Annotated in this window: 19 protein-coding genes; all 19 read right to left on the bottom strand. The window is 44.0% G+C overall.

Annotated elements, in window-relative coordinates; translation table 11 throughout:
* Positions 1 to 38: 38 nt before the first annotated feature.
* Positions 39 to 1895: a flagellar hook-length control protein FliK gene (locus ACHA99_RS05270; RefSeq protein ID WP_393941505.1), complete on the bottom strand. Its 1857-nt coding sequence runs from the start codon at positions 1893 to 1895 to the stop codon at positions 39 to 41.
* A gap of 240 nt (positions 1896 to 2135) precedes the next feature.
* Positions 2136 to 2582: a flagellar export protein FliJ gene (fliJ, locus tag ACHA99_RS05265; protein ID WP_028761186.1), complete on the bottom strand. Its 447-nt coding sequence runs from the start codon at positions 2580 to 2582 to the stop codon at positions 2136 to 2138.
* A 29-nt stretch (positions 2583 to 2611) separates the two neighbouring features.
* A complete protein-coding gene (fliI, locus tag ACHA99_RS05260; RefSeq protein WP_028761187.1) occupies positions 2612 to 3949 on the bottom strand; it encodes a flagellar protein export ATPase FliI in 1338 nt (445 codons plus the stop codon).
* Positions 3918 to 4913: a flagellar assembly protein FliH gene (fliH, locus tag ACHA99_RS05255; protein ID WP_263139365.1), complete on the bottom strand. Its 996-nt coding sequence runs from the start codon at positions 4911 to 4913 to the stop codon at positions 3918 to 3920. The genes fliI and fliH overlap by 32 nt, the downstream gene beginning before the upstream one ends.
* Positions 4900 to 5952 (bottom strand): flagellar motor switch protein FliG, encoded by a 1053-nt coding sequence (gene fliG, locus ACHA99_RS05250; RefSeq protein ID WP_028761189.1) that lies wholly within the window; start codon positions 5950 to 5952, stop codon positions 4900 to 4902. The genes fliH and fliG overlap by 14 nt, the downstream gene beginning before the upstream one ends.
* Entirely contained in the window at positions 5945 to 7633 is a 1689-nt protein-coding gene (fliF, locus tag ACHA99_RS05245) for a flagellar basal-body MS-ring/collar protein FliF (RefSeq protein ID WP_168824616.1), read from the bottom strand. The genes fliG and fliF overlap by 8 nt, the downstream gene beginning before the upstream one ends.
* 45 nt (positions 7634 to 7678) lie before the next feature.
* Complete coding sequence (gene fliE / locus ACHA99_RS05240) at positions 7679 to 8014, bottom strand: flagellar hook-basal body complex protein FliE (RefSeq protein WP_028761191.1); 336 nt, start codon at positions 8012 to 8014, stop codon at positions 7679 to 7681.
* A gap of 231 nt (positions 8015 to 8245) precedes the next feature.
* A complete protein-coding gene (locus tag ACHA99_RS05235; RefSeq protein WP_028761192.1) occupies positions 8246 to 9589 on the bottom strand; it encodes a sigma-54 dependent transcriptional regulator in 1344 nt (447 codons plus the stop codon).
* Positions 9582 to 10664, bottom strand: coding sequence for a PAS domain-containing sensor histidine kinase (locus ACHA99_RS05230; RefSeq protein WP_113939465.1), 1083 nt, complete (start codon positions 10662 to 10664; stop codon positions 9582 to 9584). The genes ACHA99_RS05235 and ACHA99_RS05230 overlap by 8 nt, the downstream gene beginning before the upstream one ends.
* A gap of 109 nt (positions 10665 to 10773) precedes the next feature.
* Positions 10774 to 12207: a sigma-54 dependent transcriptional regulator gene (locus ACHA99_RS05225; RefSeq protein WP_105251936.1), complete on the bottom strand. Its 1434-nt coding sequence runs from the start codon at positions 12205 to 12207 to the stop codon at positions 10774 to 10776.
* 287 nt (positions 12208 to 12494) lie between these two features.
* Positions 12495 to 12905, bottom strand: coding sequence for a flagellar export chaperone FliS (gene fliS / locus ACHA99_RS05220; RefSeq protein WP_028761195.1), 411 nt, complete (start codon positions 12903 to 12905; stop codon positions 12495 to 12497).
* Between the two features lie 6 nt (positions 12906 to 12911).
* Positions 12912 to 13232, bottom strand: coding sequence for a hypothetical protein (locus ACHA99_RS05215; RefSeq protein WP_028761196.1), 321 nt, complete (start codon positions 13230 to 13232; stop codon positions 12912 to 12914).
* Between the two features lie 30 nt (positions 13233 to 13262).
* Entirely contained in the window at positions 13263 to 14633 is a 1371-nt protein-coding gene (gene fliD / locus ACHA99_RS05210) for a flagellar filament capping protein FliD (RefSeq protein ID WP_393941500.1), read from the bottom strand.
* Positions 14634 to 14678: 45 nt separating this feature from the next.
* The gene (locus ACHA99_RS05205) at positions 14679 to 15056 is read right to left on the bottom strand and encodes a flagellar protein FlaG (RefSeq protein WP_393941498.1); all 378 of its coding nucleotides are present in this window, start codon (positions 15054 to 15056) and stop codon (positions 14679 to 14681) included.
* A gap of 140 nt (positions 15057 to 15196) precedes the next feature.
* Positions 15197 to 16015 carry a flagellin gene (locus tag ACHA99_RS05200; RefSeq protein WP_393941496.1) on the bottom strand — a complete coding sequence of 273 codons (819 nt, stop codon included), beginning with the start codon at positions 16013 to 16015 and terminating at the stop codon, positions 15197 to 15199.
* A 253-nt stretch (positions 16016 to 16268) separates the two neighbouring features.
* Positions 16269 to 17090: a flagellin gene (locus ACHA99_RS05195; protein ID WP_393941494.1), complete on the bottom strand. Its 822-nt coding sequence runs from the start codon at positions 17088 to 17090 to the stop codon at positions 16269 to 16271.
* A gap of 94 nt (positions 17091 to 17184) precedes the next feature.
* A complete protein-coding gene (flgL, locus tag ACHA99_RS05190) occupies positions 17185 to 18396 on the bottom strand; it encodes a flagellar hook-associated protein FlgL (protein WP_393941492.1) in 1212 nt (403 codons plus the stop codon).
* An 11-nt stretch (positions 18397 to 18407) separates the two neighbouring features.
* A complete protein-coding gene (flgK, locus tag ACHA99_RS05185) occupies positions 18408 to 20333 on the bottom strand; it encodes a flagellar hook-associated protein FlgK (RefSeq protein ID WP_393941491.1) in 1926 nt (641 codons plus the stop codon).
* A 40-nt stretch (positions 20334 to 20373) separates the two neighbouring features.
* Positions 20374 to 21516, bottom strand: a complete 1143-nt coding sequence (gene flgJ / locus ACHA99_RS05180; RefSeq protein ID WP_028761202.1) for a flagellar assembly peptidoglycan hydrolase FlgJ — start codon at positions 21514 to 21516, stop codon at positions 20374 to 20376.
* Positions 21517 to 21523 lie beyond the last annotated feature (7 nt).

The raw sequence follows: 21523 nt of genomic DNA, 5'->3' as shown, positions 1-21523 counted from the left end.
AAACGTAATTATGTCAGTCATCGCTATAGGTTACCTGCTTAAGCGTAATAATCTATACCTGAAGTTACACTAATCGCTTGATTTAAACCTAAATGTAACTCTTCTGCCGAGATTTCATCCATATCAGCCGCATTTGAACTGCCGCCATCACCGAAACTACCTTCCCGACGCTCACCTTGATCGCCTTGAGAAACATGGCTGTCAGCCAACTGCATCCCTTGCTCTTGCAATAACTCACGTAATCTTGGCATAGCTTGTTCAACCAGATCGCGCGTTTGCGGCTGAGTAACATGAAACTGTACTTGGGTTTGGTCGCCATGCACTTGGATCTTTACCAACATATGCCCAAGTTCAGGTGGATCGAGCCGGATTTCCGCATGTTGGATGCCTTGACTCACCATAGTAATCAATTGCTGCTTCATCACAGGTGAAAATCGTTGGATCATCTCCTGCATTTGGTTTTGCTGTTCTACTCCTTGACGCAATGACAGCTGAACTTGCATGGTTTCTTGGCGATTTAATTGTGACATCGAGAGTGTCTGTATGGATGATGTCGACTTAAGTTCTGAGAAAGTATTACTATCATCCATAAAACTTTCGTCTCTGGGAATATCCATCGCAACCGTTAATTTAGCATCTTTCAGTAATAGGTTAGCAGCCAAATCGGAATTGGGACTCCCATCAAGATCACTTTCTGTTACAGATGTTGTACCTAATGGTTCAGATGAAATTGAAGAGCCTAAGGTATTCAGGTCGAAAGTATTTCCCGAGGTAGCGATATTACCCGTATTGGGACTATTCACTGTCGAGCTGCTAGTCGTTGCTTTTGCCGCAGTGTTGGTTGCCGACTTTATCGTTGCACTGTTCGCTAAGCCCGCTTGATTAATCACAGCATTAAGTGTGACCTCATTCTCAACTAAAGACTCATCTATACTCACCCCGACTTCAGTGGCAGAGACAAGCTCAGTGTCTTCTAAAGGTAATTCTGAAGCGTCATCGGTCAAATTTGGATCAATCACAGCATCACTATCCGCTGACGCTTCAAGTATATTTGGGTCTATGGGAAGAATATGTACGAGTGACTTATCAGTCAAAGAAGATGGTTTCACGTCATCTGCGAATGAAATTGCTGCCATATCTGGGCTAGTAGAAACTAACTTTTGTAATTCAGCAGAAAAACCAGCTTCATCTATATCTGATGCCAGTTCAATCTCAGCAAAAACAGTAGAAACAGTAGAAACAGTAGAAACAGTAGATGCCAATGCTAAATCAGCAGAAATAGTAGGTGCCAATGTTGAATTATCAGAAACAGTAGGTGCCAATGCTGAATCAGCAGAAATAGTAGGTGCCAATGTTGAATTATCAGAAACAGTAGGTGCCAATGCTGAATCAGCAGAAATAGTAGAGGCCAATGCTGAATCGGCAGAAACAGTAGAGGCCAATGCTAAATCAGCAGAAATAGTAGATGCCAATGTTGAATTATCAGAAACAGTAGATGCCAATGCTGAGCCGGTTAATAACGCTGATGAAGTATCAATATTTTCTTCACCAGTTATATCTTCTTCAGCATTTAAAAATGCTAGCGGCAAACTATCTCCATCAGATGCCGTTTTCTTCATATCATTTGCCATGCTAATTTGGGCAAAAATGAGATTTACGTCGGCGTCATCAGTTGATATATCGTCATCTTTTACTTTATCAGCAGAGGTAACCTGCACAGTATCATCAGTGTTAGCAATGGTTTTTTTAGACGCAGAAATAGAAAATGAGCTAGCGGTGGCTGACGCAAGTGTAGATGAAAAGTCTTCATTATTAGACTCTTGGGAAGATGTCTTAGCGGAATTGGCCGCAGAGTTGCCTGTTTTACTTAACAGGATATTGGTCATTTGTTGCATAAGTGCTCCCAAACATCACCCAGCAAAAAAGAAAATGGCTAGGTAGAAACGTCAATTAAACACTGCGGTTGCAGGGTCATGGACTAAATCAAAGCAAATAAGATGCCAAAACATCAGGTTTTACGACAGCATATCGAAAAGAATTAACTCTGGGAGGTGTCAAATTGATGCTTATGCCATCAATACAAAAAACTAAAGAGCCTATCCGGCTCGCGAGCAGTAAAGATGCCTATCATTTCACTAACGTTGATGACGGCGATAAAATTGCTGGGAAGCAAATTCATCGGTCATTTTTTGCTCCCTTTTTTGTTCAACCACTTGACGCTTCTTCTCTTTACTGGCTAAGAGTAATTCTACTGCCTTACGTTTTTTTTGCTTTTCCAACCAATGTTGTTGTCGATATTCTTTTTGCTTTTCACCGTCGGCTACGACGCGATTTTGCTGGATAATAGCGTCATCAATCTGACGAATAAAACGGTGAAACTGGTGATAGTGACTAGCACTAATGGCTTGACCTTGCTGGGATTGCATTTGCTTCATGTATTCTAAGCGATAGTTATTTAGAGCACTGAGTTGATTCAACCGTTTTTGACACTCTAACTGCGCAGATTTTAACAATAAAGCCGCTTGTTCTTCGGCATCATTGGCAAGCTTTAACACTAACAACAAGGGATCGGCGTTAGCCATACTAGACCTCAATTAATTCGATGACGCCATTATTTGCACTGTGCAGCAAGTTGCCCAAGCATGACTTGGCTATCGGCAAAGCTAAATGCATCACGCATGGTTTGTCGCAAAAAAGCATTCATTGCTGGCTGCAGTCGTATCGCATTATCAATGCGAGGATCGCTTCCTTGGGCATAGGCCCCAATAGAAATCAAATCTCGATTTTGCTGATACAAAGAATAGGTTTGTTTCACGCGGCGCATCGCCTCCAAATGTTCATTGGAGATCACCATAGGCGCGACTCGGCTAATAGAAGCTTCAATATCAATCGCAGGATAGTGCCCCGAATCCGCAAGCGAACGTGACAAGACAATGTGACCATCGAGGATCGCCCGCGAAGCATCGGCAATGGGATCCTGTTGATCGTCCCCTTCCGTCAACACAGTATAAAATGCCGTAATTGAACCTTGCCCGGGGCCACCGTTTCCGGCGCGCTCAACTAAACGTGGCAATTTTGCAAACACAGAAGGCGGATAACCTTTAGTCGCAGGCGGTTCACCCACAGCCAAAGCAATTTCACGCTGCGCTTGGGCGTAGCGTGTTAAACTGTCCATAAGCAATAAAACGTTATAGCCTAAATCGCGAAAGTATTCGGCAATACGAGTCGAGGTTTCACAGGCGCGAAGGCGCATCAGAGGCGATGTATCCGCAGGCGCAGCAACAACGACTGAACGCGCTCGACCCTTCTCACCAAGAATTTCCTCAATAAACTCTTTCACTTCCCGGCCACGCTCACCCACTAGCCCAACCACAATAATGTCGGCGGTAGTACCGCGAGTCATCATACCTAAGAGCACACTCTTACCTACACCTGAGCCCGCAAACAAGCCCATACGTTGGCCTTTGCCCACGGTCAGCATAGCGTTGATAGCGCGAACGCCAACGTCCAGCGGTTCAGTAATAGCACGGCGGGATAAGGGATTAATGGCGGCGCTATGTCTTGGTGCTTGTTGATCGGTCTGCAACGCGCCTAAACCATCTAAAGGCACACCGTTACCATCGAGTACGCGTCCTAGCAGGGATAAACCAACATTGAGTCCAGTTTGTTCCCCCAAAGGCACAACCCGCGCACCGGGCAATACACCACGTAATTCTTCAATGGGCATTAAATATAATAGTTCGCCATCAAACCCGACCACCTCGGCGATTAACTCGCCCGCCATGGTTTCGATCGAACATAAACTGCCCACAGGCGCACGGCAACCGCTTGCTTCTAAGGTTAAGCCGACAACACGCACCAGTTGACCACTGGCCACAGCGCGAAATGGCGGCACCTTACCCTGATGATGATTAAGTCTATTCAGCAGTTGATGTTGGCGATTTTGCATCTGATTTTGCCTCTAATTGCTCACCTGTGTTTGAGGCAGATTGTATATCCTCAGCATGTTGAGAAACCGTATCGACAACCTGATCATCAAGCTCTGATCCCACAGCCTCAGAAGCAGCAACGTGTTTAGCGGTATCTTCAACCTCTATCGCCTCTTGCAATTGACGCTGCTTGTCACTTAAGTGAGCATGTTGGTTCCGTAAAGACTCAAACACAGCATCAATACGCGATGCGAGGGTCAAATCGACTAAAGAACGATGACTACTGAGAATACAGTCACCTGGGCTTAAGGAAGGGTCAACTTCAAGTTCCCACTTACTGCGGGTCAATTGAGCGCTGGAATAAAGTTGTTCGACTAAAATAACATCGTCAGGATGCAAGCGGATTGTGACTGTTTGTTCTTTTATCGGCAGTGATTCTATACCTAAGCGCAATGCCGAAAGCACTTGTTCTGGATGAGTTTTTAATTCGTGGCCAATGACAGATTTCGCTAATGTCATACTCAGGTTCAGTAGCGAAAGTTCAATATCGCCATCGAGCAATTGCAATGGTTTTTCAAATTGAGCTAATAAGGTTTCAAAACGCGAGAGCAATATTTTTGCTTGGGCTAAACCGGTTTCTAATCCTTGCTCATGCCCTTGGGCGAGCCCTTCAGTATGGCCCTGCTCTAACCCTTCTAAACGCCCTTTTTCTAGCCCTTGCTCATACCCTTGCTGCTTACCCTCGCTAAAGCCTTCTTCTTCGGCTTGGGCGCGAATGTCTTCAATCTCAGCCATAGTCGGTGGAGAAACACTTTCCACTGTAGTCGACTTAGCGGCTTGATGATTCGAATGGCCGAACAGATTTGAGATAGAATCATCATCGGCTTCAGTCACATCTGGCAGCGCCCAGTGACTAAATTCGACATCTCCTTCGCTCAAGACCTTATTCAACAATTTATTGTCGCTCGGATTAGAGGAACTCATCGCCACCACCGCCGCCTAACATGATTTCGCCGCTGTCACTTAAGCGACGAGCAATAGACAGGATTTCTTTTTGGGCGACTTCCACTTCACTGATACGGATTGGGCCCATAGCTTCAAGATCATCACGCAATAATTCAGCGGCACGTTTTGACATGTTACCCAATATTTTTTCTTTCAGCTGATCATCTGTGCCTTTGAGCGCCTTCATCAGTACATCTTGCTGCACTTCACGCAACAGGGCTTGAATACCGCGGTCATCGACATCGATTAAGTTTTCAAATACAAACATCAAATCTTGGATTTGCTGCGCCATTTCTTCATCAGACTCGCGCATGGTTTCCATCAACTGGCTTTCGATACCCGTGTCTAAGTAGTTCATTATGTTGGCGGCCGCTTTTAAGCCACCCATTTTCGCAGCCTGGGCGCCACCTTGACCGGCAAACTGTTTCTCCATGATGTCATTCAGCTCTTGCAATGCAGCGGGCTGCACTTCTTCAAGATTGGCAATACGCATCATCAAGTCTAAGCGGGTATTCTCAGGGAATTGACCAAAAATTTCCGCCGCTTGATCGGGTTCTAAATAAGACAGCACAATGGTTTGGATCTGTGGATGTTCGTTTTGAATAATGGTCGCCACTTGGCGTGCATCCATCCACTTCAACGAGTCCAAACCTTTAGCACCACTGCCCATGATAATCTGTTCAATCAGATTACCCGCTTTATCTTCACCCAGCGCAGCGGTTAAGGCTTTACGGACGAACTCTTCACTGTTGAAACCAATTGAAGAATACTTTTGAATATCATCAAGAAACAGCTTATGTACCCCGATAACTTTTTCCTGACCAAACTCATCCATTGCCGCCATGGCCATACCCACTTTTTGCACTTGCTTCGGCTCTAAGTGTTTTAAAATGGATGCAGCATCAGCCTCACTCAAACTGAGGAGTAAAATAGCGGTCTTTTCAACGCCACTAATATCTTTGATATTAAAGGCTGGTGCGGCCGCAGGAGCCACTTCTTTCGTTTTATTCTCAGCCATTGTCTTGTAACCAGTTTTTCACGACTTGAGTAGAGAGCTCAGGCTCATTCGCCACGAGCGCACGGATAGCTTTAATCATATCATCATCTTTGTGAAGATTAGGGATATGAATTGAGCCATCGTCAGCATAACTGTATTCCGCCTCTTGAGTATTGAGCATCCCTAGCGTATCAGCCGCATATTGGTCCTCAATTTCGGCTAATTCATTACCTAATCTGCCATCCTCAGGCATATTCACACTGTCAGGATAGATCAAGCGTTTCAGCATAGGACGTACCACAGCTAGAATCAGCACCAAAATCACTAGCGCACCAATCCCAAGCTTAATCGCACGCCAAAACCAAGGTTGCTCCCAAAGTTCAGGTGCGGGTAAATCTTCAACCAATTGATCCATAAAGGGAACAGTTACCACTTCCAGCACATCACCCCGTTGTGAGCTAAAACCAACCGCGCCTTCAAGCAAACGACGGATATTGGTCAGTTCTTGTTCGGTACGGGCAACACGGGCTACTTGACCATTTTCTCCAGCGGCACCAGGTTTAAAGTCCACCGCGACTGATACACTAATACGGCGCACTGCACCAACTTGCTGGCGGGTATGGCTAATGGTGGTATCTAATTCAAAGTTACGGGTCGCTTCGCGGTGCGAATTACCTGCTGCAGCCGTTGCTGATTCTGTCGCTTTTGTTGCATCTTCTGGAATATTAGACTCCATTGGCGGTTGATTGGATAACGCGCCAGGGATCCCACCAGAAGAGCCGCCAGTGGTGTTATTTTCAACGGTCATTTCACTACGCAGTGCCGGTAAATCAGGGTTAAAACGCTTTGATGTTTGCTCAACCGCAGTAAAATCCATACTGACGTCGACTTGAGAGGTAAAATTATCAGGACCTAGAATTGGCACCAGAATCGATTCAATCTTAGTGCGATATTCAGCTTCTTTTTGCTGTACTAATTCAAGTTCACGGCGAGCCGTCGCAGACGCGCCATCTTGGCTGCCTGAGTTCAATAAACGGCCGTTAGAATCAGTTACCGTCACCCTTGATGGTTCTAAACCTTGTACTGCAGAAGCAACAATATCGACGATAGCATCGACTTCACCTTGGCCTAAGCCACCGCGACGGGTATTGATCACCACTGTTGCACTCGGTTTAGAGGCATTGCGGGCGAAGACGTTTTCTTTAGGTAACGCAAGAATGACTTTGGCACGACTGACACTTTGTAGTTGCTCTATCGCACGGGCGAGGTTTTCTTCTTGGCTATGCTTAAGACGAGCTTGTTCCATACGTTGGCTGACACCAAAACCACTGTCTTTATTCAAAAAATCTTGGTTGGCTGCAGGACTGTCGATACCTGCACGGCTCAACATCATTTTGACTTCTTGATATTTATCTTCAGGAACTTTAATAACGTCCACGTCGATTTGGTACTTAACTTTATTTTTATCAAGTACATCTAGCACTTGAACCATTTCCTGAGTTTCCATTTTACCCAATGGACGATACTCTGGCTCCTGCGCCCACAGCATGACAAATACCGCCAAGGCTAAACAAATCGCTAAGGCTAAAATCATAGTCACTTGGCGCATCATATCGACACCGCCAAGATTTCCCATCATTCCTGACTTATGTTCTTGCTGGACACCTTGGTCAGCTAAACCGGAATTGGATCCGACAATCATTTCTGTACTCACGATTCGTACCTGCTAATTGGGTTATTCACTGGCCTAGACAGGCATGCTCATTATTTCTTTGTAGGCTTCGACAAGCTTATTACGCACTTGCACTGTCGCCTCGAAAGCGACACTCGCTTTCTCACGGGCAATCACAGTGTCCGATAAAGAAACGGTAGTATCACCCATCTCTAAACGTGTCGCGAGGTTTGACGATGCAGACTGTAAGCCGCTGACATTGCCGACGGCTTGCGATAGCAACTGACCGAAGTCTGCACCACTAGTGTTATTCACTTGCTGCATGATATTTGGCTGAACGCCAAACGACGGCGTTATTTCGCCTTGGAGTTTCTGCATTTCCTGCAGGAATGAATTTGCGCCTATTTGCATGCTGAGCTCCCAGTCGTCGAATTCTTGACGATCAAAATACCGATAACGGGACAATGCAAAATAACGGCCAAGTTTTCAGATGGTCGTGATTGATAATAAATTGACGGGATAAGAAGATGTCAATATCTAAGGATTTTGAATGAAATGAGCCACTTTTACGGTTGTGTATTTTAATAAATACAGCCTCACACTCAATGTGGAGGCTGCGAGATGATAACTTGAATTTATAGACTAATTTGGCAGTTGGATCCCCATATCACGCATCCTTGCCATCTTGTATCTTAGGGTTCGTGCGCTAATTCCTAGCTTTTCGGCGACTAACTTACGACTTCCTTGGCATTGATTAAGGGTCTCTAAAATAATCACATGTTCTTGAGCTTTGAGCTCTTCACCTAAGCCATCTGGCTCAGAAGAAAATGGGTCTAGATCTTCACCGCTTAAAATCACATCCTGCGCATCGATAATAATGTCATTGGCAGTGATCAATTGACCGGCTCTTAATATCAAAGCACGCTGGATCACATTGTCGAGTTCACGTACGTTCCCTGGCCAGCGATGACTCAATAAACGTCGACGCGCATTCTCATCCAACTCAGGCACATCGGCAACATTCAATGCCTTAGCATGTTTAGCCAATAAATGACGCGCAAGAGGTAAAATATCTGCAGGACGTTGACTTAACGCAGGCCAAGCTAAAGGAAATACGTTAATTCGATAGTAGAGATCTTCCCTAAATCCGCCAGCTGCGACCACTGCCTTTAAATCACGATTGGATGTGGCAAGCACGCGCACATCCAATTTAATGGTTTTACGGCCACCTAAACGCTCAACTTCACGCTCTTGCAAAACCCGCAACAACTTAGCTTGTAAGCCTAAATCCATCTCAGAGATTTCATCGAGCAGCAAAGTGCCACCTTGAGCCTGCTCAAATTTCCCCGGACACGCTTGATAAGCCCCCGTAAATGCACCCTTTTCATAACCAAAAAGGGTGGCTTCGAGCATGTTCTCAGGAATAGCGGCACAGTTAATGGCCACAAAGGCTTGATTAGCACGGCTACTGTGTTGATGAATATAACGGGCCAAAACCTCTTTACCCGAACCGCTAGGACCTAAGATCATGACAGAGGCATCAGAAGCGGCAACCCGTTGAGCCAGTGCTAATAAGGCTAAACTTTTCTCATCAGCGACGACGGGCTGATCCACATTTTGTTTTAATGGCAAATAGCGTGAGACTTGATTGAGTAACACTTCTGGTGCAAAAGGTTTGGCTAAATAATCAACAGCACCTAATTTTATAGCGTTCACCGCGCTACCAATAGTCGCGTAGGCCGTCATCAACAGCACTGGCAACTTAGGATGATGCTGCTGCAGGTAGTTCAATAAACCTAAACCACCAATACCTTGCATCTGCACATCGCTAATAACTAAATCAAACTGATGTTGTTTCAAGGCTAAAATAGCGTCTTCACCGGAGGCAACATCAACACACTCATACTGAGCCAGCATTAAGGTATCCAACAAGGCTTCACGTAATGAAGCATCATCCTCAACGAGCAATAACTTTGCTTCAGACATGGGTAATCTCCAAAGGTAATATCACCGCGGATTTAGCCCGTGGGAATACTAAAGACACAGTACAGCCTTTATTCGGTACACAACTGAGTTGCAGTTGCCCCCCATGATTGCGCACCACAGATTGCACAACGGCTAACCCAAGCCCTGTTCCCTGCGACTTAGTCGTAAAGAAAGGTTCAAATACCTTCTGCTGCATAGTGGCGTCTAAGCCTTTACCATTATCGATGACGTCCAATAATAACCGTTCGCCCTCTTCCTTCGCTTGGATACGAATTTCAGTTGCTCCGGCTTCTATGCTGTTCATGACTAAATTATTAATCGCCGAGCTTAATGCATTGGAATTAGCTAACATCGAGCTGCTTGACGCATCATCAAATAACAAGTCACAGCCTTGCTTTGCCGCTATTGGCTCACAATTTGCCAAAACATTGTCGATAACCTCAGCCAACGAGATTAGATCTCCAAGTTCATCCTGACGGCCTTTCGCCATCAATAGCATGTCGTTAACCTGCCGCTCGAGTTCATTGAGTCTATCAACAAGTTTTTGTTGGAATTTAGCTTTAGCGGCATCGGATAACTTCGGACTCGCAAGGTTTGAAGCGTATAACAAAGCGGCTGATAAAGGCGTGCGCACCTGATGAGCCAAAGTTGCTACCATCTTGCCCAGTGCAGATAAACGTTGTAAATGGGAGATATTTTTCTGTAATAACCGAGTTTCAGTCAGATCAGTTAGCACAATTAATTGACCAGGCTCTGGCGTCAATGGCGTAATCGCTAATTTAACGCGGCGGCCATTACGCAGCGACACTTCGTGGCCATCATCGTCCTGCGGCGCAAAGGCACTGTGGATCACATCAATCCAGCGAACACCACACAAGGAGCGCTCAAGTAATTCAACTGCAACCGGATTTGCATCCGTGACTATACCGTCGCCATTGATAATCACCACGCCGGATGGCATAGCCTGTAAAATATGCTCCATTCGATTGGACATATTCGCGGCCTCACGCAGTTGGTTCCATTGTTTGCTAGTGTGCTTGAATGACTCAATTTGCGCTAGTGGGTTGGCTGACATAGTCACTCCGTCAAAAAATTGCTTATGACGGGGTGACTGCAGTATCTATGCCAAATTGGAAATTGAACTTTAGAGGTTAAAACAACTTATATAACAATAAAATAGAAAACTAATCTTTCGTCATTCCGTACTTACGCATTTTTTCTACAAGCGTTGTACGGCGTATTCCAAGCATTTCAGCAGCGCGAGCTACGACATTATCTTGTAGCTCTAGTGCCTGACGTATCATGTCTATTTCTAGTTCTGCTAACAAATCCTTAAGATTCACACCTTCAGGCGGCAGCTCACTAGGGAAACGCGTTTCAGGGATTTCAACCGGCTCTTCATCGCTAAAGATAGAAGCTAAAGCATCACGTTCCTGTTGCTCTTCACTCATCTCTACACAATATTCGGGCACATCGATATGGCGATATTTGACAGGTAAATCGTTAACATCGACCAATCCACCCGGATATAAAATGGTGAGGCGTTCGACTAAATTAGACAGCTCGCGCACGTTGCCCGACCAAGCATGTTCTTTCAGCGACTCTATCGCACGCTGCGTAAAACGCACCTTACCACGGCCTTCGTTATAGACTCGGCTAACTAACTCTTGTAATAGCAAAGGCACATCGTCCTTGCGATCACACAACGCGGGCATTTCAATTGGGAATACGTTTAGGCGGTAATAAAGATCCTCACGGAACTCATTAACGCTGATCATGGTTTCTAAATCTCTATGTGTCGCAGCAACTACGCGTACATCAGCATTAATAGTCTTAGTACCACCAACGCGCTCAAATACCCGCTCTTGCAGCACACGGAGTAATTTAACTTGCATTTGTAGTGGCATGTCTCCTATTTCATCGAGAAATAGTGTACCACCTTCAGCTAATTCAAAACGGCCTTTACGAGAACAGATTGCCCCCGTAAATGACCCCTTTTCATGACCAAATAGCTCACTCTCTAATAACTCAGGCGGTATAGCACCACAGTTAACAGGGATAAATGGACCGTCACGGCGCTCAGACAAATAATGGATATTACGGGCGACCACTTCTTTACCTGTACCTGATTGACCCAAAACAAGCACGGTTGCCTCAGATGTTGCGACTTGATTTATCAAGTGCCTCACATTCGCAATACCATCACTGCGTCCCACTAAGCTTCGGAATAACTTTGTTTGATTCGCACTAGTAGGGACTTGAGGCCGTTTAACTTGACCGAATACTTGGCAAAAGTGTAATAATTCTGTGAGCTGAGGATACGTTAAAGGTTCTTCAATATGTCCAAGAATATTAGACACTTGCAGATCGTCAACATTGCCAAGCAACAGCATAGGTTGCCATGGATGTTGACCTGCGATGTTTTTAAGCCCATCAGCATCCATAACATCAGTTAGGATAACTAAAGCTCGAAAACGGGTATCTTGGAGGCTAGCACTTAATTTTTCGGTGTCAATTTGTACAAATTGCTCACCTAAAAAATCCAAAATGCAACACAGGCGATTTAATCGCTCTGATGGAGGGCCGATAAGTAAAATTCGTTGATCTGTTTGCATCATTCAGTAGGCCGTAAAGCTCTAATATGTATTAATTCGCATTAATTATTTATGATTAGTTGCTGTAAAAGCTTAACAAATTCAATGTAACAATCTGTGCCACCATCACTACTTGTGATGAATATTGTATTATCAGCAGACGAGAAGCAAGCCTCAGATGAGGTTTATGCCAAACTGAATTGATTTTAGTTCATTTACATCATGATTCTAGTCTAAAACGTCAATACTTTGACTTTTAGCCAAAAAAAAGACGCAACCAGTGCGTCTATTTTTAATCACGAAATAAGATATTAACCCGCTTCAGAATGCGCAGAAATATTATGTTTATCTGCAGGAATTGCATCCCAACCCTCTTTGATAGTACGTAAAATGTCACATACATCATCAATCGCTTTCACATCATTATTTACGTTAGCTTCAGAAATTCTACGCAACATAAAGTCATATAAATCACTCAAATTTCTGGCTATCTGGCCACCAGCATCCATATCTAGGCTATTGTTTAAACCAGTAATAATTCCAATAGCTTTGCCAATGTACATACCTTTATTAGACAAGTCATTTTGTTCAATCGCAAGACGACTTTGTGCTAAACGTTGCAGTGCCCCCGCGAACATAAGCTGAATAATACGATGTGGTGACGCAACAGTAATTTCACTCTCTAAAGACACCTTACGATACGATTGCAGTGATCCTCTCATAAACACCTACCTGTTTAAATCTATAGTCTCATAAACACTAATCTGGCGCTTATTCTTATTACCTGCATGTAATAATGCTTGCCTATCTGCCATAACAACACTTGCTTTACTTGTGTACTCTTGAGTAAGTTCAAGCTGATGTTGAAGATAATCAACATCTGTCATATTAGCATCAGCCACTAATACATTGAGTAAAATTTGACGCTCTCCAACCAGTACTTGCAAGTTCGACACCAACTCGTCAGATTGAGGCTCTTCAGCAGGAAGCTGAGTCAGTTTATTTAAATTTTCACTCAAAAGGACATTAAGCTCATCGAGTTGTTTCACTTATACTCCCCTTACTCATTTATAATTTCACTATCGTTTTTTAACAGCTCCAGGAAGCGAATTCAAACGATCAACAAGACCACTACTCTGTTGCTTAAGTTGGCCAACAACAAGATCCATCGCATTAAATTGCTTTGTTAAACGGGCTGTTAGTTGATCCATCTTGAGCGTGAAAGCTTCTCTTTGATCTGCGATTTGGCTTTGTTGACTAGTATATCCAGTTTGACGAGAATCAATTAATCCTCGAGACTTGACATAGCTATCTGCAAGATCATTAAAGCGATTAGCAAGCCCTTTATCTGGTGTCGAGAATAATGCTTCAACACTGGCCATATCTTCAGAGATAACTTTATTAAGTTTAGTGTCATCGACAGATAACTTACCATATCTATCTGTTTTTATACCAATATCATATAATGCTATCGAACTGCCGCTATCAGTTGGCACTCGTTCACTCGATATACTTCGGAGTTGCGATTCTATAGAACGGATCATAGAGTCGCCCTGTAATGCTGCAGCGGTTTTCTTGTCCTTATCATAGGACGACATTTTATCAACTGCAGTCGCTAAACTATTGTAGGCATCGACAAAAGCTTTCACATTTGCCTTTACTGCACCATCATCTTGTTCGATTTTTAACGTAGTCGTCTTAGAAACATCAGCATCAGTTAAGTTTAACGTAACACCTGTAATTGCATTTTTAACTTCATTACTTTGTGAAGTAACCTTCTGGTTATCAATATAAATAATTGCATTTTTAGCATCTTGAAGTGTGGTAATATTTCCTGCACCAAACATATCATTCAGTCCAGTTCCAGTCGTGTCATTAGCTGTGATACTTATTTGATTATCTTCACCCGATTTATTAGAACTAAAAACCAACCGGCTGCCAGCATCACTGGTAATGACAGTCGCTGTTACACCTGCATTATCCGAAGATTCATTAACTTTCTTAGCAATATCAGATAATGAGTCGGTTGCTGCAATATCAACAGAAAAACTCTTGCCATTAATGCCAAAATCTAAACTTCCTTCACCGACTGGCAATGCAGGATCTGCGACGTTTATTCCAGCAACTTTATGATTTACCGCAAGTTGCTCAACTTTAATACCATAACTACCGGCTTGTGCAGTTTTGTCTGTTGTTGCTGACAAATAAGTTTGATTACTAACAGAGATTTTTCGCTGATTAAGGGCATCGCCAGTTTGAAGTTTTTTTAAGGCATCTTGAAACGTAGACAACGCACTTTTTAAGGTTCCCATGGCAGAAACCTTTGCTTTGATGCTATCTTCTTTTTTATTAAACATCGCTTCTTTGGGTGTTTTTTCAGCATCGACTAACACTTTAACAATGTTAGAGATTTCTAAACCTGAACCCATACCTGTCGCTGTTAATGCCATACAAACCTCTTACTCTTCAACCATCACTATTAGTAATGCGAATATCTATGCCTCTGTTTTCATCAAAAGCCCTGTGACTTCTGATAGTTTTTCTGCCAAAGCTAATGCTTCTTCACTTGGCATTTGTCTGATCACATCACCAGTATCTCTGTCAAGTACAGTCACAACAGCTTGTCCAGAGTTTTCATCAACCTTAAATGCTAAACCTTTACGCATCATAGACATCATATCAGACAACTCTGTGGCAACTTGAGCCAGCTTACTTGGATTCTGTTCATTTTTCGTCACATCTTGTTCCGCAACCTGTTCAATCGCCGTATTTCGCTTTAATTCAGCATCTGGAGAAGATGCTTTTAGCGGCGTTTGAGCTAAATCAACCTTACTGTGAAGCATAGAAGGTGAACTTGCTATATTGATATCCATAGCCATACCTCAGCAAATTTAGTAATAACTTTAAATGGTTACATTAAAATTACCCTATAAAACTACATTAACCTTTAAAGTGGCAAAGGGAGATCCGTCACCGAACCTCCCTTATCACATTCTCACTATTCTGCTTGAAACTACAGCAGTGACAAGGCCACTTGAGGTAACTGGTTGGCTTGGGCCAACATTGCAGAACCCGTTTGTTGTAGCACTTGATTCTTGGTCATTTGTGATGTTTCTTTCGCGAAATCCACATCAACAATTCGGCTCTTCGCATCAGCAACGTTAGCTTGTGTGTTCGCACTGTTACTAATGTTATGCGCTAAACGGTTTTGTATCGCACCTAAATCAGCACGTTGGGTATCAATCGTTTTAATAGCTTTATCAATCGCCTTGAGCGATGATGCGCGGTTTGCAGAGGTGGCAAGTACTAAGCCACTAATGGATAAAGATGCTTTATCCGTTTTCTTCACCTTCACGGTAACATCTTCACCTTCTTGGTGACCGACTTGGAATTTTTTCCCAGCAGAGAACCCACCTTGCATTAATTTAGTCGTACCAAACGCCGTCGTTGTTCCAATATTGTCAATCTCAGTGGCTAACTCGTCCATTTCAGCTTTTAGCGCCGCAATGTCATCAGTACTGTTTGCACCGTTTTCAGCTTGCACTGTCAAGTCACGCATACGTTGTAACATGTTGGTTTGCTCTTGCATCGCACCTTCAGCAATTTGCGCAATAGAGATTGCATCATTTGCGTTACGCATGCCGACTTCAAGACCACGCACTTGGCTGTTTAGGCGGTTAGAAATTGCTAGACCGGCAGCATCGTCTTTGGCACTGTTAATACGCAGACCACTGGATAAACGTTCCATTGATGTGGCCAAACCGCCAGCTGATGTATTTAAGTTCTTTTGCGCTTTTAAAGATGTGACGTTAGTGTTTACTGTAATGGCCATGATCGTTTCCTCTTTATACCTGGCTTGTTAACTTGCCTGTCTACTTAAGCCAGGCGGGTCTTAGTGGTTACAGTATATTTAACGGCAGCATCTTTTTTAACTTTAGGGTTATTTTTTAAAATATATTGATTTAAAAAAATAACCCTAATTATCATAAGCATAAATATCAAATCCCTATGAAACTTTGCCTGCTTTTCTAGATAACTCTAGAACAAGTAGGCAAAGTACTTCATATAACATCACGCAAGTAACATTAACCAAGAAGAGATAATGCAACTTGAGGTAACTGGTTAGCCTGTGCAAGCATTGCAGAACCCGTTTGTTGTAACACTTGGTTCTTAGTCATAACTGAAGTTTCCTTCGCAAAATCGACATCCACGATACGACTCTTAGCATCAGCAACGTTAGCTTGTGTGTTCGCACTGTTACTAATGTTATGTGCTAAACGGTTTTGTACCGCACCTAAATCAGCACGTTGGGTGTCAATCGATTTAATGGCTTTATCAATCGCCTTGAGTGATGATGCGCGGTTTGCAGAAGTCGCCAACGCTAAGCCTGTCACTGATAAAGATGTTTTATCTGTTTTCTTCACTTTTACAACGACATCTTCACCTTCTTGGTGACCGACTTGGAACACTTTCCCTGTCGAGAATCCACCTTGTAACAGCTTTGTATTACCAAACGCTGTACTTGTGCCTATGTTATCGATCTCAGTAACTAACTGATCCATTTCAGCTTTCAGTGCTGAAATATCGTCTGTACTGTTTGCACCATTTTCTGCTTGGATTGTTAAATCACGCATACGTTGGAGCATGTTAGTTTGTTCTTGCATCGCACCTTCGGCGATTTGAGCAATTGAAATCGCATCATTAGCATTTCGCATGCCCACTTCTAGACCGCGCACTTGACTATTCAAGCGGTTAGAAATGGCTAGACCAGCGGCATCGTCTTTTGCACTGTTAATGCGTAGACCACTGGATAAACGTTCCATTGAGGTCGCTAAACCGCTACTGGAAGTATTTAAATTCTTTTGTGCCTTCATTGAAGTCACGTTGGTATTTACTGTAATAGCCATGTTGAGTTCCTCTTCCTAGTTATACCGCCAAGGCTTGGAGCTTGGCTAAATTTTTAACAATTTATCTTACAGATGGATAGGTACTTGCTTTCTGTTAAATAAAGTCGAACAGGGAAACAGAACCCACCTTACTAAACACGCTAGAGACTGCGTTCAATGCAAGCTGTTGCTTTTCAAATTCCGTAATCGCTGATGCATAATCGAGATCTTCCAAGAGTGATAGCGCTGATGAGTTCACCACTTTCTCCTCGGTATGAGTCTCTTTGTAACTTTCGACAACTTTCAGATTATTCCCCGCCACACTTCTGGCAGAACTAATTTGATTGACGCCACTACCGATGTTATTCAATATCTGTGCCAACTGAGCTCGCCCTTGGGGAGTGTTGGCAGAATTAGGGTCTTCAATTAATGCAATCGCACTGCTGATCGTATCGAAAATACTGACTTCGGCCTGCGGCTCCATGGTGAAACTATCGCCAGCGCTGGGTTTTCCATCAATTTTAACTTCTATACCATTAAAACTAACGGGATTAGTGGCATCGAAGTTAGCTACGTTTGCGACAGGATTACTTGCAGAATCGAGCACTTGCAAGTTAGTACCGCCGGCACCATTATCAGTGAAGTTAAATGTATATGTATCAGCAACATAAGTTGCAGCATCAGCAATTTTTGCTGTTTTAACGCTAAACTCCCCCTGCTGGCTGGCCAAATAATTGACGCTATAATCACCAAGTCCATTGGGTGCTTTCATAAACGCGCTATCGCCAGGGATGTTTGTCCCCATGGCAACACCCATTTGTACTAAACTATTTTTGACGCCAGAATCGCCGCTATACACTATTTTAGGCGGTGTCGAGTTATCAAAAGCAAAAGGTTCTTTATCGGTACTGAAACCAGAGAACATATAATTGCCAGATTCATCCTTACTATTCGCAATAGAGAGCAATTCTTCTAAGCTGCCTTTCATCTCTTCGGCAATCATTTGCCGCTCAGTTCCTGAGAGTGTGCCGTTTATCGCTCGCATAACTTGCTCACGCATAGAGCCAGTTAAATCTTCAGCACTACCGAGTTTGCTTTCTGCCACAGCAAGACGATTTTTCGCATAGTCAATATTTTTCATAAACTGATCGACGAGTGCATTTTTCTGATTCAGATTATCAATACCCTGTGACGCCACAGGATCATCACCAGCAGTATTGACTTTCTTACCACTGCTCAATTGGTCAAGAATTTTGCTGGTCGCCGTTTGCTTTTGCAGCACACTGGTAATGCTTTGATTAAAAATCTGCGCGGATGATAATCGCATAGTTAAATCTCCTAACGCACTGAGGATAATAAGGTGTCAAAAATCTGCTGTGCAGTCGTCATGATCCGCGCAGAGGCTTGATAGGCTTGCTGAAAACGCATTAAATTTGCTGCTTCTTCATCTAAGTTCACGCCCGACTCACTCTCTACTCGCGCATAAGCTTGTTGATACACCGCCTCTGCCGAACCAACACGCACTTCAGCCGCTTTCGTTTTACTGCCTACCTCGAGCTTAGTGTTCTCGAACACATCAGCTAGGGTCGACTTTCCCCCATTCATCACCTTACTTTCGCTCAACTTAGCCATAGCGACAGCATTAGAGTTATCCCCCGCTGCGAAGGATAAATCGAAGGTAAATCTGTCATTGCCTGCAGCCGCTTTGCTTTCAACTTCAAAGGTAAAACCAAAAGCGCTAATACTCGGAGGCGTATAAGGGGCTGCAGCCCCAAGGGATGTTCCCGCGGCGTCGAATGCTTCATAGGTTGGAGGCACAACTGTGGTATCGAGCTTTATCGTCAACTCACTGCCCGTTACAGGGAAATTTGCGGCATTACGATTGCTAATTTGAGTCAACTTCACTTGGGTATTGCCCGAGTTAGCGGCATCTGCAGTAATCTTTGGTGATGCGGCGGCAATGCCTTTAGGGTCTTTCATGACCACTTCAATGCCATTTGAAGCACCCGCTGTCGGGCGAATGGCAAAACGATCGCCAGACGCCATAGCGCCCGCTTTTATATCAATTGAAAATCCAGATCCACCCGATAAAGTCGAGCCAGTTAACGTCAGTGGCGTAATTGCCCCCGTTTTCGAATCTCTCAGCTCATAAGTTGCAGGCGCGGTAAATGACAGTTCGTAGGCACCACCAGTTAATAAACTGGTGTCATCTATGGTGACGCCTAACGTTGCATTACCTGTATTACCAGAAAAACCTGCTGCACGGCCCAAAGACATCATAGGATCGTTGATATCTTTGAAGATATTGGCACCAACTTGTCCATTGAGGTCAATACCTTGTGCTTGCATTTTATTGAAGTTATCAGCCACGCCCAAGGCTAATTGATCGAGCTCATGACCCGCGGGAATTAACGTTTGATCACGATAATCAAAAATGGCCCCTAACTGACCGCCAAGTTTACTCGGATCAACAGTGACACTTTGCGAACCAATACTTGAAGTCAATTGAAGCTCATTCGGAAATGGATCACCCGCTTGGACTCCCATCGTCATAGCAATTTCGCCAGAGACCAACATCACTGAACCACCGAGCATTACGCTCTTAGCACCATTTTCTAATGGAATAACGTTCACTTGAGCATACTGGCTTAACTCTTGAACCAGTGCATCTTGCTTATCAAGCAACTGCGCATCCTGATTCGGCGACTTCATTAACTCTAGGTTTAAATTTGCCAGTTCTGTACTGATCTCATTGATACGCTTAGTCATACCTGTGATCTGGTCATTGGTCTGATTAAGCTGGCCATTCAAATACGACTGCATCTGATTAAGACTGCTGGCAACTTGCTGTGCGTTTGTTAGGGTCGAACTCCGAATACCCAAATCTGCAGGCAAATCAGCCACACTATTCAGCCCCGAAAACAGGTCATTCAAGCTTTGTGGCACAACTTTACCTACCTGTGAAAACAGCTGATCTAGCTCACTCAATTTACCGTAGCTGGCTTCGGCGGCGCTTAACGTTGTTTGACCAATGCGTAACTCTCTTGCAGCATAGTCATTGTAGATACGCTTAACGTCATTAACGTAAGTTCCAGTGCCATAAAAGCTACTACCAAAACGCTGCGATTCAAGAGTCGACTGCGTTGCTACTTGTCTGTGGTAACCAGCGGTATTGGCGTTAGCTATATTATTACTGGTAACACCCAGTTGCGACTGGGAGGCAAGCACCCCAGTTCGCGCTATATTCAGTAGATCAACGGCCATTAGTTGACACTCCTATGAACAAACAGGGTTGTAAGATTCATCATTTGTCTTCTCCTGGCAGAATTGATTTCAGTTCTTCACTGATCGACTGCATCACTTTAATCACTTTTTCAGCGTATCGAGGATCAGTGGCATAACCCGCATCCTGCAAAGCTCGGATGAATTGAGTAGGGGAAGCGGCCACTTTTTTCGCATCTTGATAACGTTCACCTTCGGCAATGAAGGACACAAAATCGTTAAAGCTATGCTCGAAATCACTATAAACTCGGAAGTCAGCTTTTTGCTGAACAGCAACACCGTGCTCAAATTCTAAGGTACTGACGTTAGCCTTATCACCTAACCAACGACGATCAGCTTTAATGTTGAATAGGTTATGACTCGGCGCACCGTTATTGCCGCGGACGATTTTTTGTCCCCAGCCAGTTTCCAGTGCCGATTGCGCCAACAATACTTCTGGTTGAGTACCTAATGTTTTTGCGGCTTTTTCAGCATGTGGATATAAGGTCGCTAAAAATTCTTCTCGACTACCAAACCTGACAATCTTTTGGGTTTCCCTAAATGCTGCCGTCGGCAAAACTTGGCCGCTAATCACAGGTTCTACCACTGAAAGTGATTGTTCACTCCAGCTCGGCTTAGGCGTATCGATAGCCAGTGAACGATTAGGCGCATCAATGTCCATTGATGAATTTGCATCTTCAGCTCTATCCGGTTCAAATACAGGCCGAGCGATAGCAGCCGGCACACCATGATTTACAACTGTGGGTTCAACCACAGGAGCGGCTGAACTCTGCATAGGCACATTAAGCGCTTTATCGTCGTGGAGCATTTTCATGCCACCATCGTCACGCAATACCGATGCAGGCGTGAAATGACTTGTTTCGGGAGAGAGTTGCTGCACCATCATATCGGCAAGGCCCAATACACCTTTGTCAGATAAATCGACCGATAACTGCTGATCGCGCATCTGCTCGTAAAACTGAGTGTATTGGCTATTGAGTGGACTATCAGACTGAAAAACCGCATTGGCATCGCGCATACTTTTCATCAGCATTTGCACGAAAATACCTTCAAATTGTTGGGCGACCTTTTTCAAGGCGCCCTTCTCATCTTTCTGAGCCTGGGCGCGGAGTGAATCTAGCCCGCCCAGGTCAAGAAAATGTGATGAACTTGAAAGCTTTTCCATGATTTTC

Source organism: Shewanella sp. S23-S33 (assembly GCF_043359565.1).
Classification (GTDB): domain Bacteria; phylum Pseudomonadota; class Gammaproteobacteria; order Enterobacterales; family Shewanellaceae; genus Shewanella; species Shewanella oncorhynchi.
This window is presented reverse-complemented; position numbering and strand designations above follow the sequence as displayed.

Excerpts from the sequence above, each read along its gene's own strand:
- ACHA99_RS05230 (WP_113939465.1), bottom strand. The coding sequence starts at position 10,664 with ATGTCAGCCAACCCACTAGCGCAAATTGAGTCATTCAAGCACACTAGC.
- flgJ (WP_028761202.1), bottom strand. The coding sequence starts at position 21,516 with ATGGAAAAGCTTTCAAGTTCATCACATTTTCTTGACCTGGGCGGGCTA.
- ACHA99_RS05235 (WP_028761192.1), bottom strand. The coding sequence starts at position 9,589 with ATGTCTGAAGCAAAGTTATTGCTCGTTGAGGATGATGCTTCATTACGT.
- ACHA99_RS05195 (WP_393941494.1), bottom strand. The coding sequence starts at position 17,090 with ATGGCTATTACAGTAAATACCAACGTGACTTCAATGAAGGCACAAAAG.
- fliH (WP_263139365.1), bottom strand. The coding sequence starts at position 4,913 with ATGAGTTCCTCTAATCCGAGCGACAATAAATTGTTGAATAAGGTCTTG.
- flgK (WP_393941491.1), bottom strand. The coding sequence starts at position 20,333 with ATGGCCGTTGATCTACTGAATATAGCGCGAACTGGGGTGCTTGCCTCC.
- ACHA99_RS05225 (WP_105251936.1), bottom strand. The coding sequence starts at position 12,207 with ATGATGCAAACAGATCAACGAATTTTACTTATCGGCCCTCCATCAGAG.
- fliE (WP_028761191.1), bottom strand. The coding sequence starts at position 8,014 with ATGCAAATAGGCGCAAATTCATTCCTGCAGGAAATGCAGAAACTCCAA.
- flgL (WP_393941492.1), bottom strand. The coding sequence starts at position 18,396 with ATGCGATTATCATCCGCGCAGATTTTTAATCAAAGCATTACCAGTGTG.
- fliD (WP_393941500.1), bottom strand. The coding sequence starts at position 14,633 with ATGGCATTAACAGCGACAGGTATGGGTTCAGGTTTAGAAATCTCTAAC.
- ACHA99_RS05200 (WP_393941496.1), bottom strand. The coding sequence starts at position 16,015 with ATGGCCATTACAGTAAACACTAACGTCACATCTTTAAAAGCGCAAAAG.
- fliF (WP_168824616.1), bottom strand. The coding sequence starts at position 7,633 with ATGATTGTCGGATCCAATTCCGGTTTAGCTGACCAAGGTGTCCAGCAA.
- fliI (WP_028761187.1), bottom strand. The coding sequence starts at position 3,949 with ATGCAAAATCGCCAACATCAACTGCTGAATAGACTTAATCATCATCAG.
- fliJ (WP_028761186.1), bottom strand. The coding sequence starts at position 2,582 with ATGGCTAACGCCGATCCCTTGTTGTTAGTGTTAAAGCTTGCCAATGAT.
- fliG (WP_028761189.1), bottom strand. The coding sequence starts at position 5,952 with ATGGCTGAGAATAAAACGAAAGAAGTGGCTCCTGCGGCCGCACCAGCC.
- ACHA99_RS05205 (WP_393941498.1), bottom strand. The coding sequence starts at position 15,056 with ATGGATATCAATATAGCAAGTTCACCTTCTATGCTTCACAGTAAGGTT.
- fliS (WP_028761195.1), bottom strand. The coding sequence starts at position 12,905 with ATGAGAGGATCACTGCAATCGTATCGTAAGGTGTCTTTAGAGAGTGAA.
- ACHA99_RS05270 (WP_393941505.1), bottom strand. The coding sequence starts at position 1,895 with ATGCAACAAATGACCAATATCCTGTTAAGTAAAACAGGCAACTCTGCG.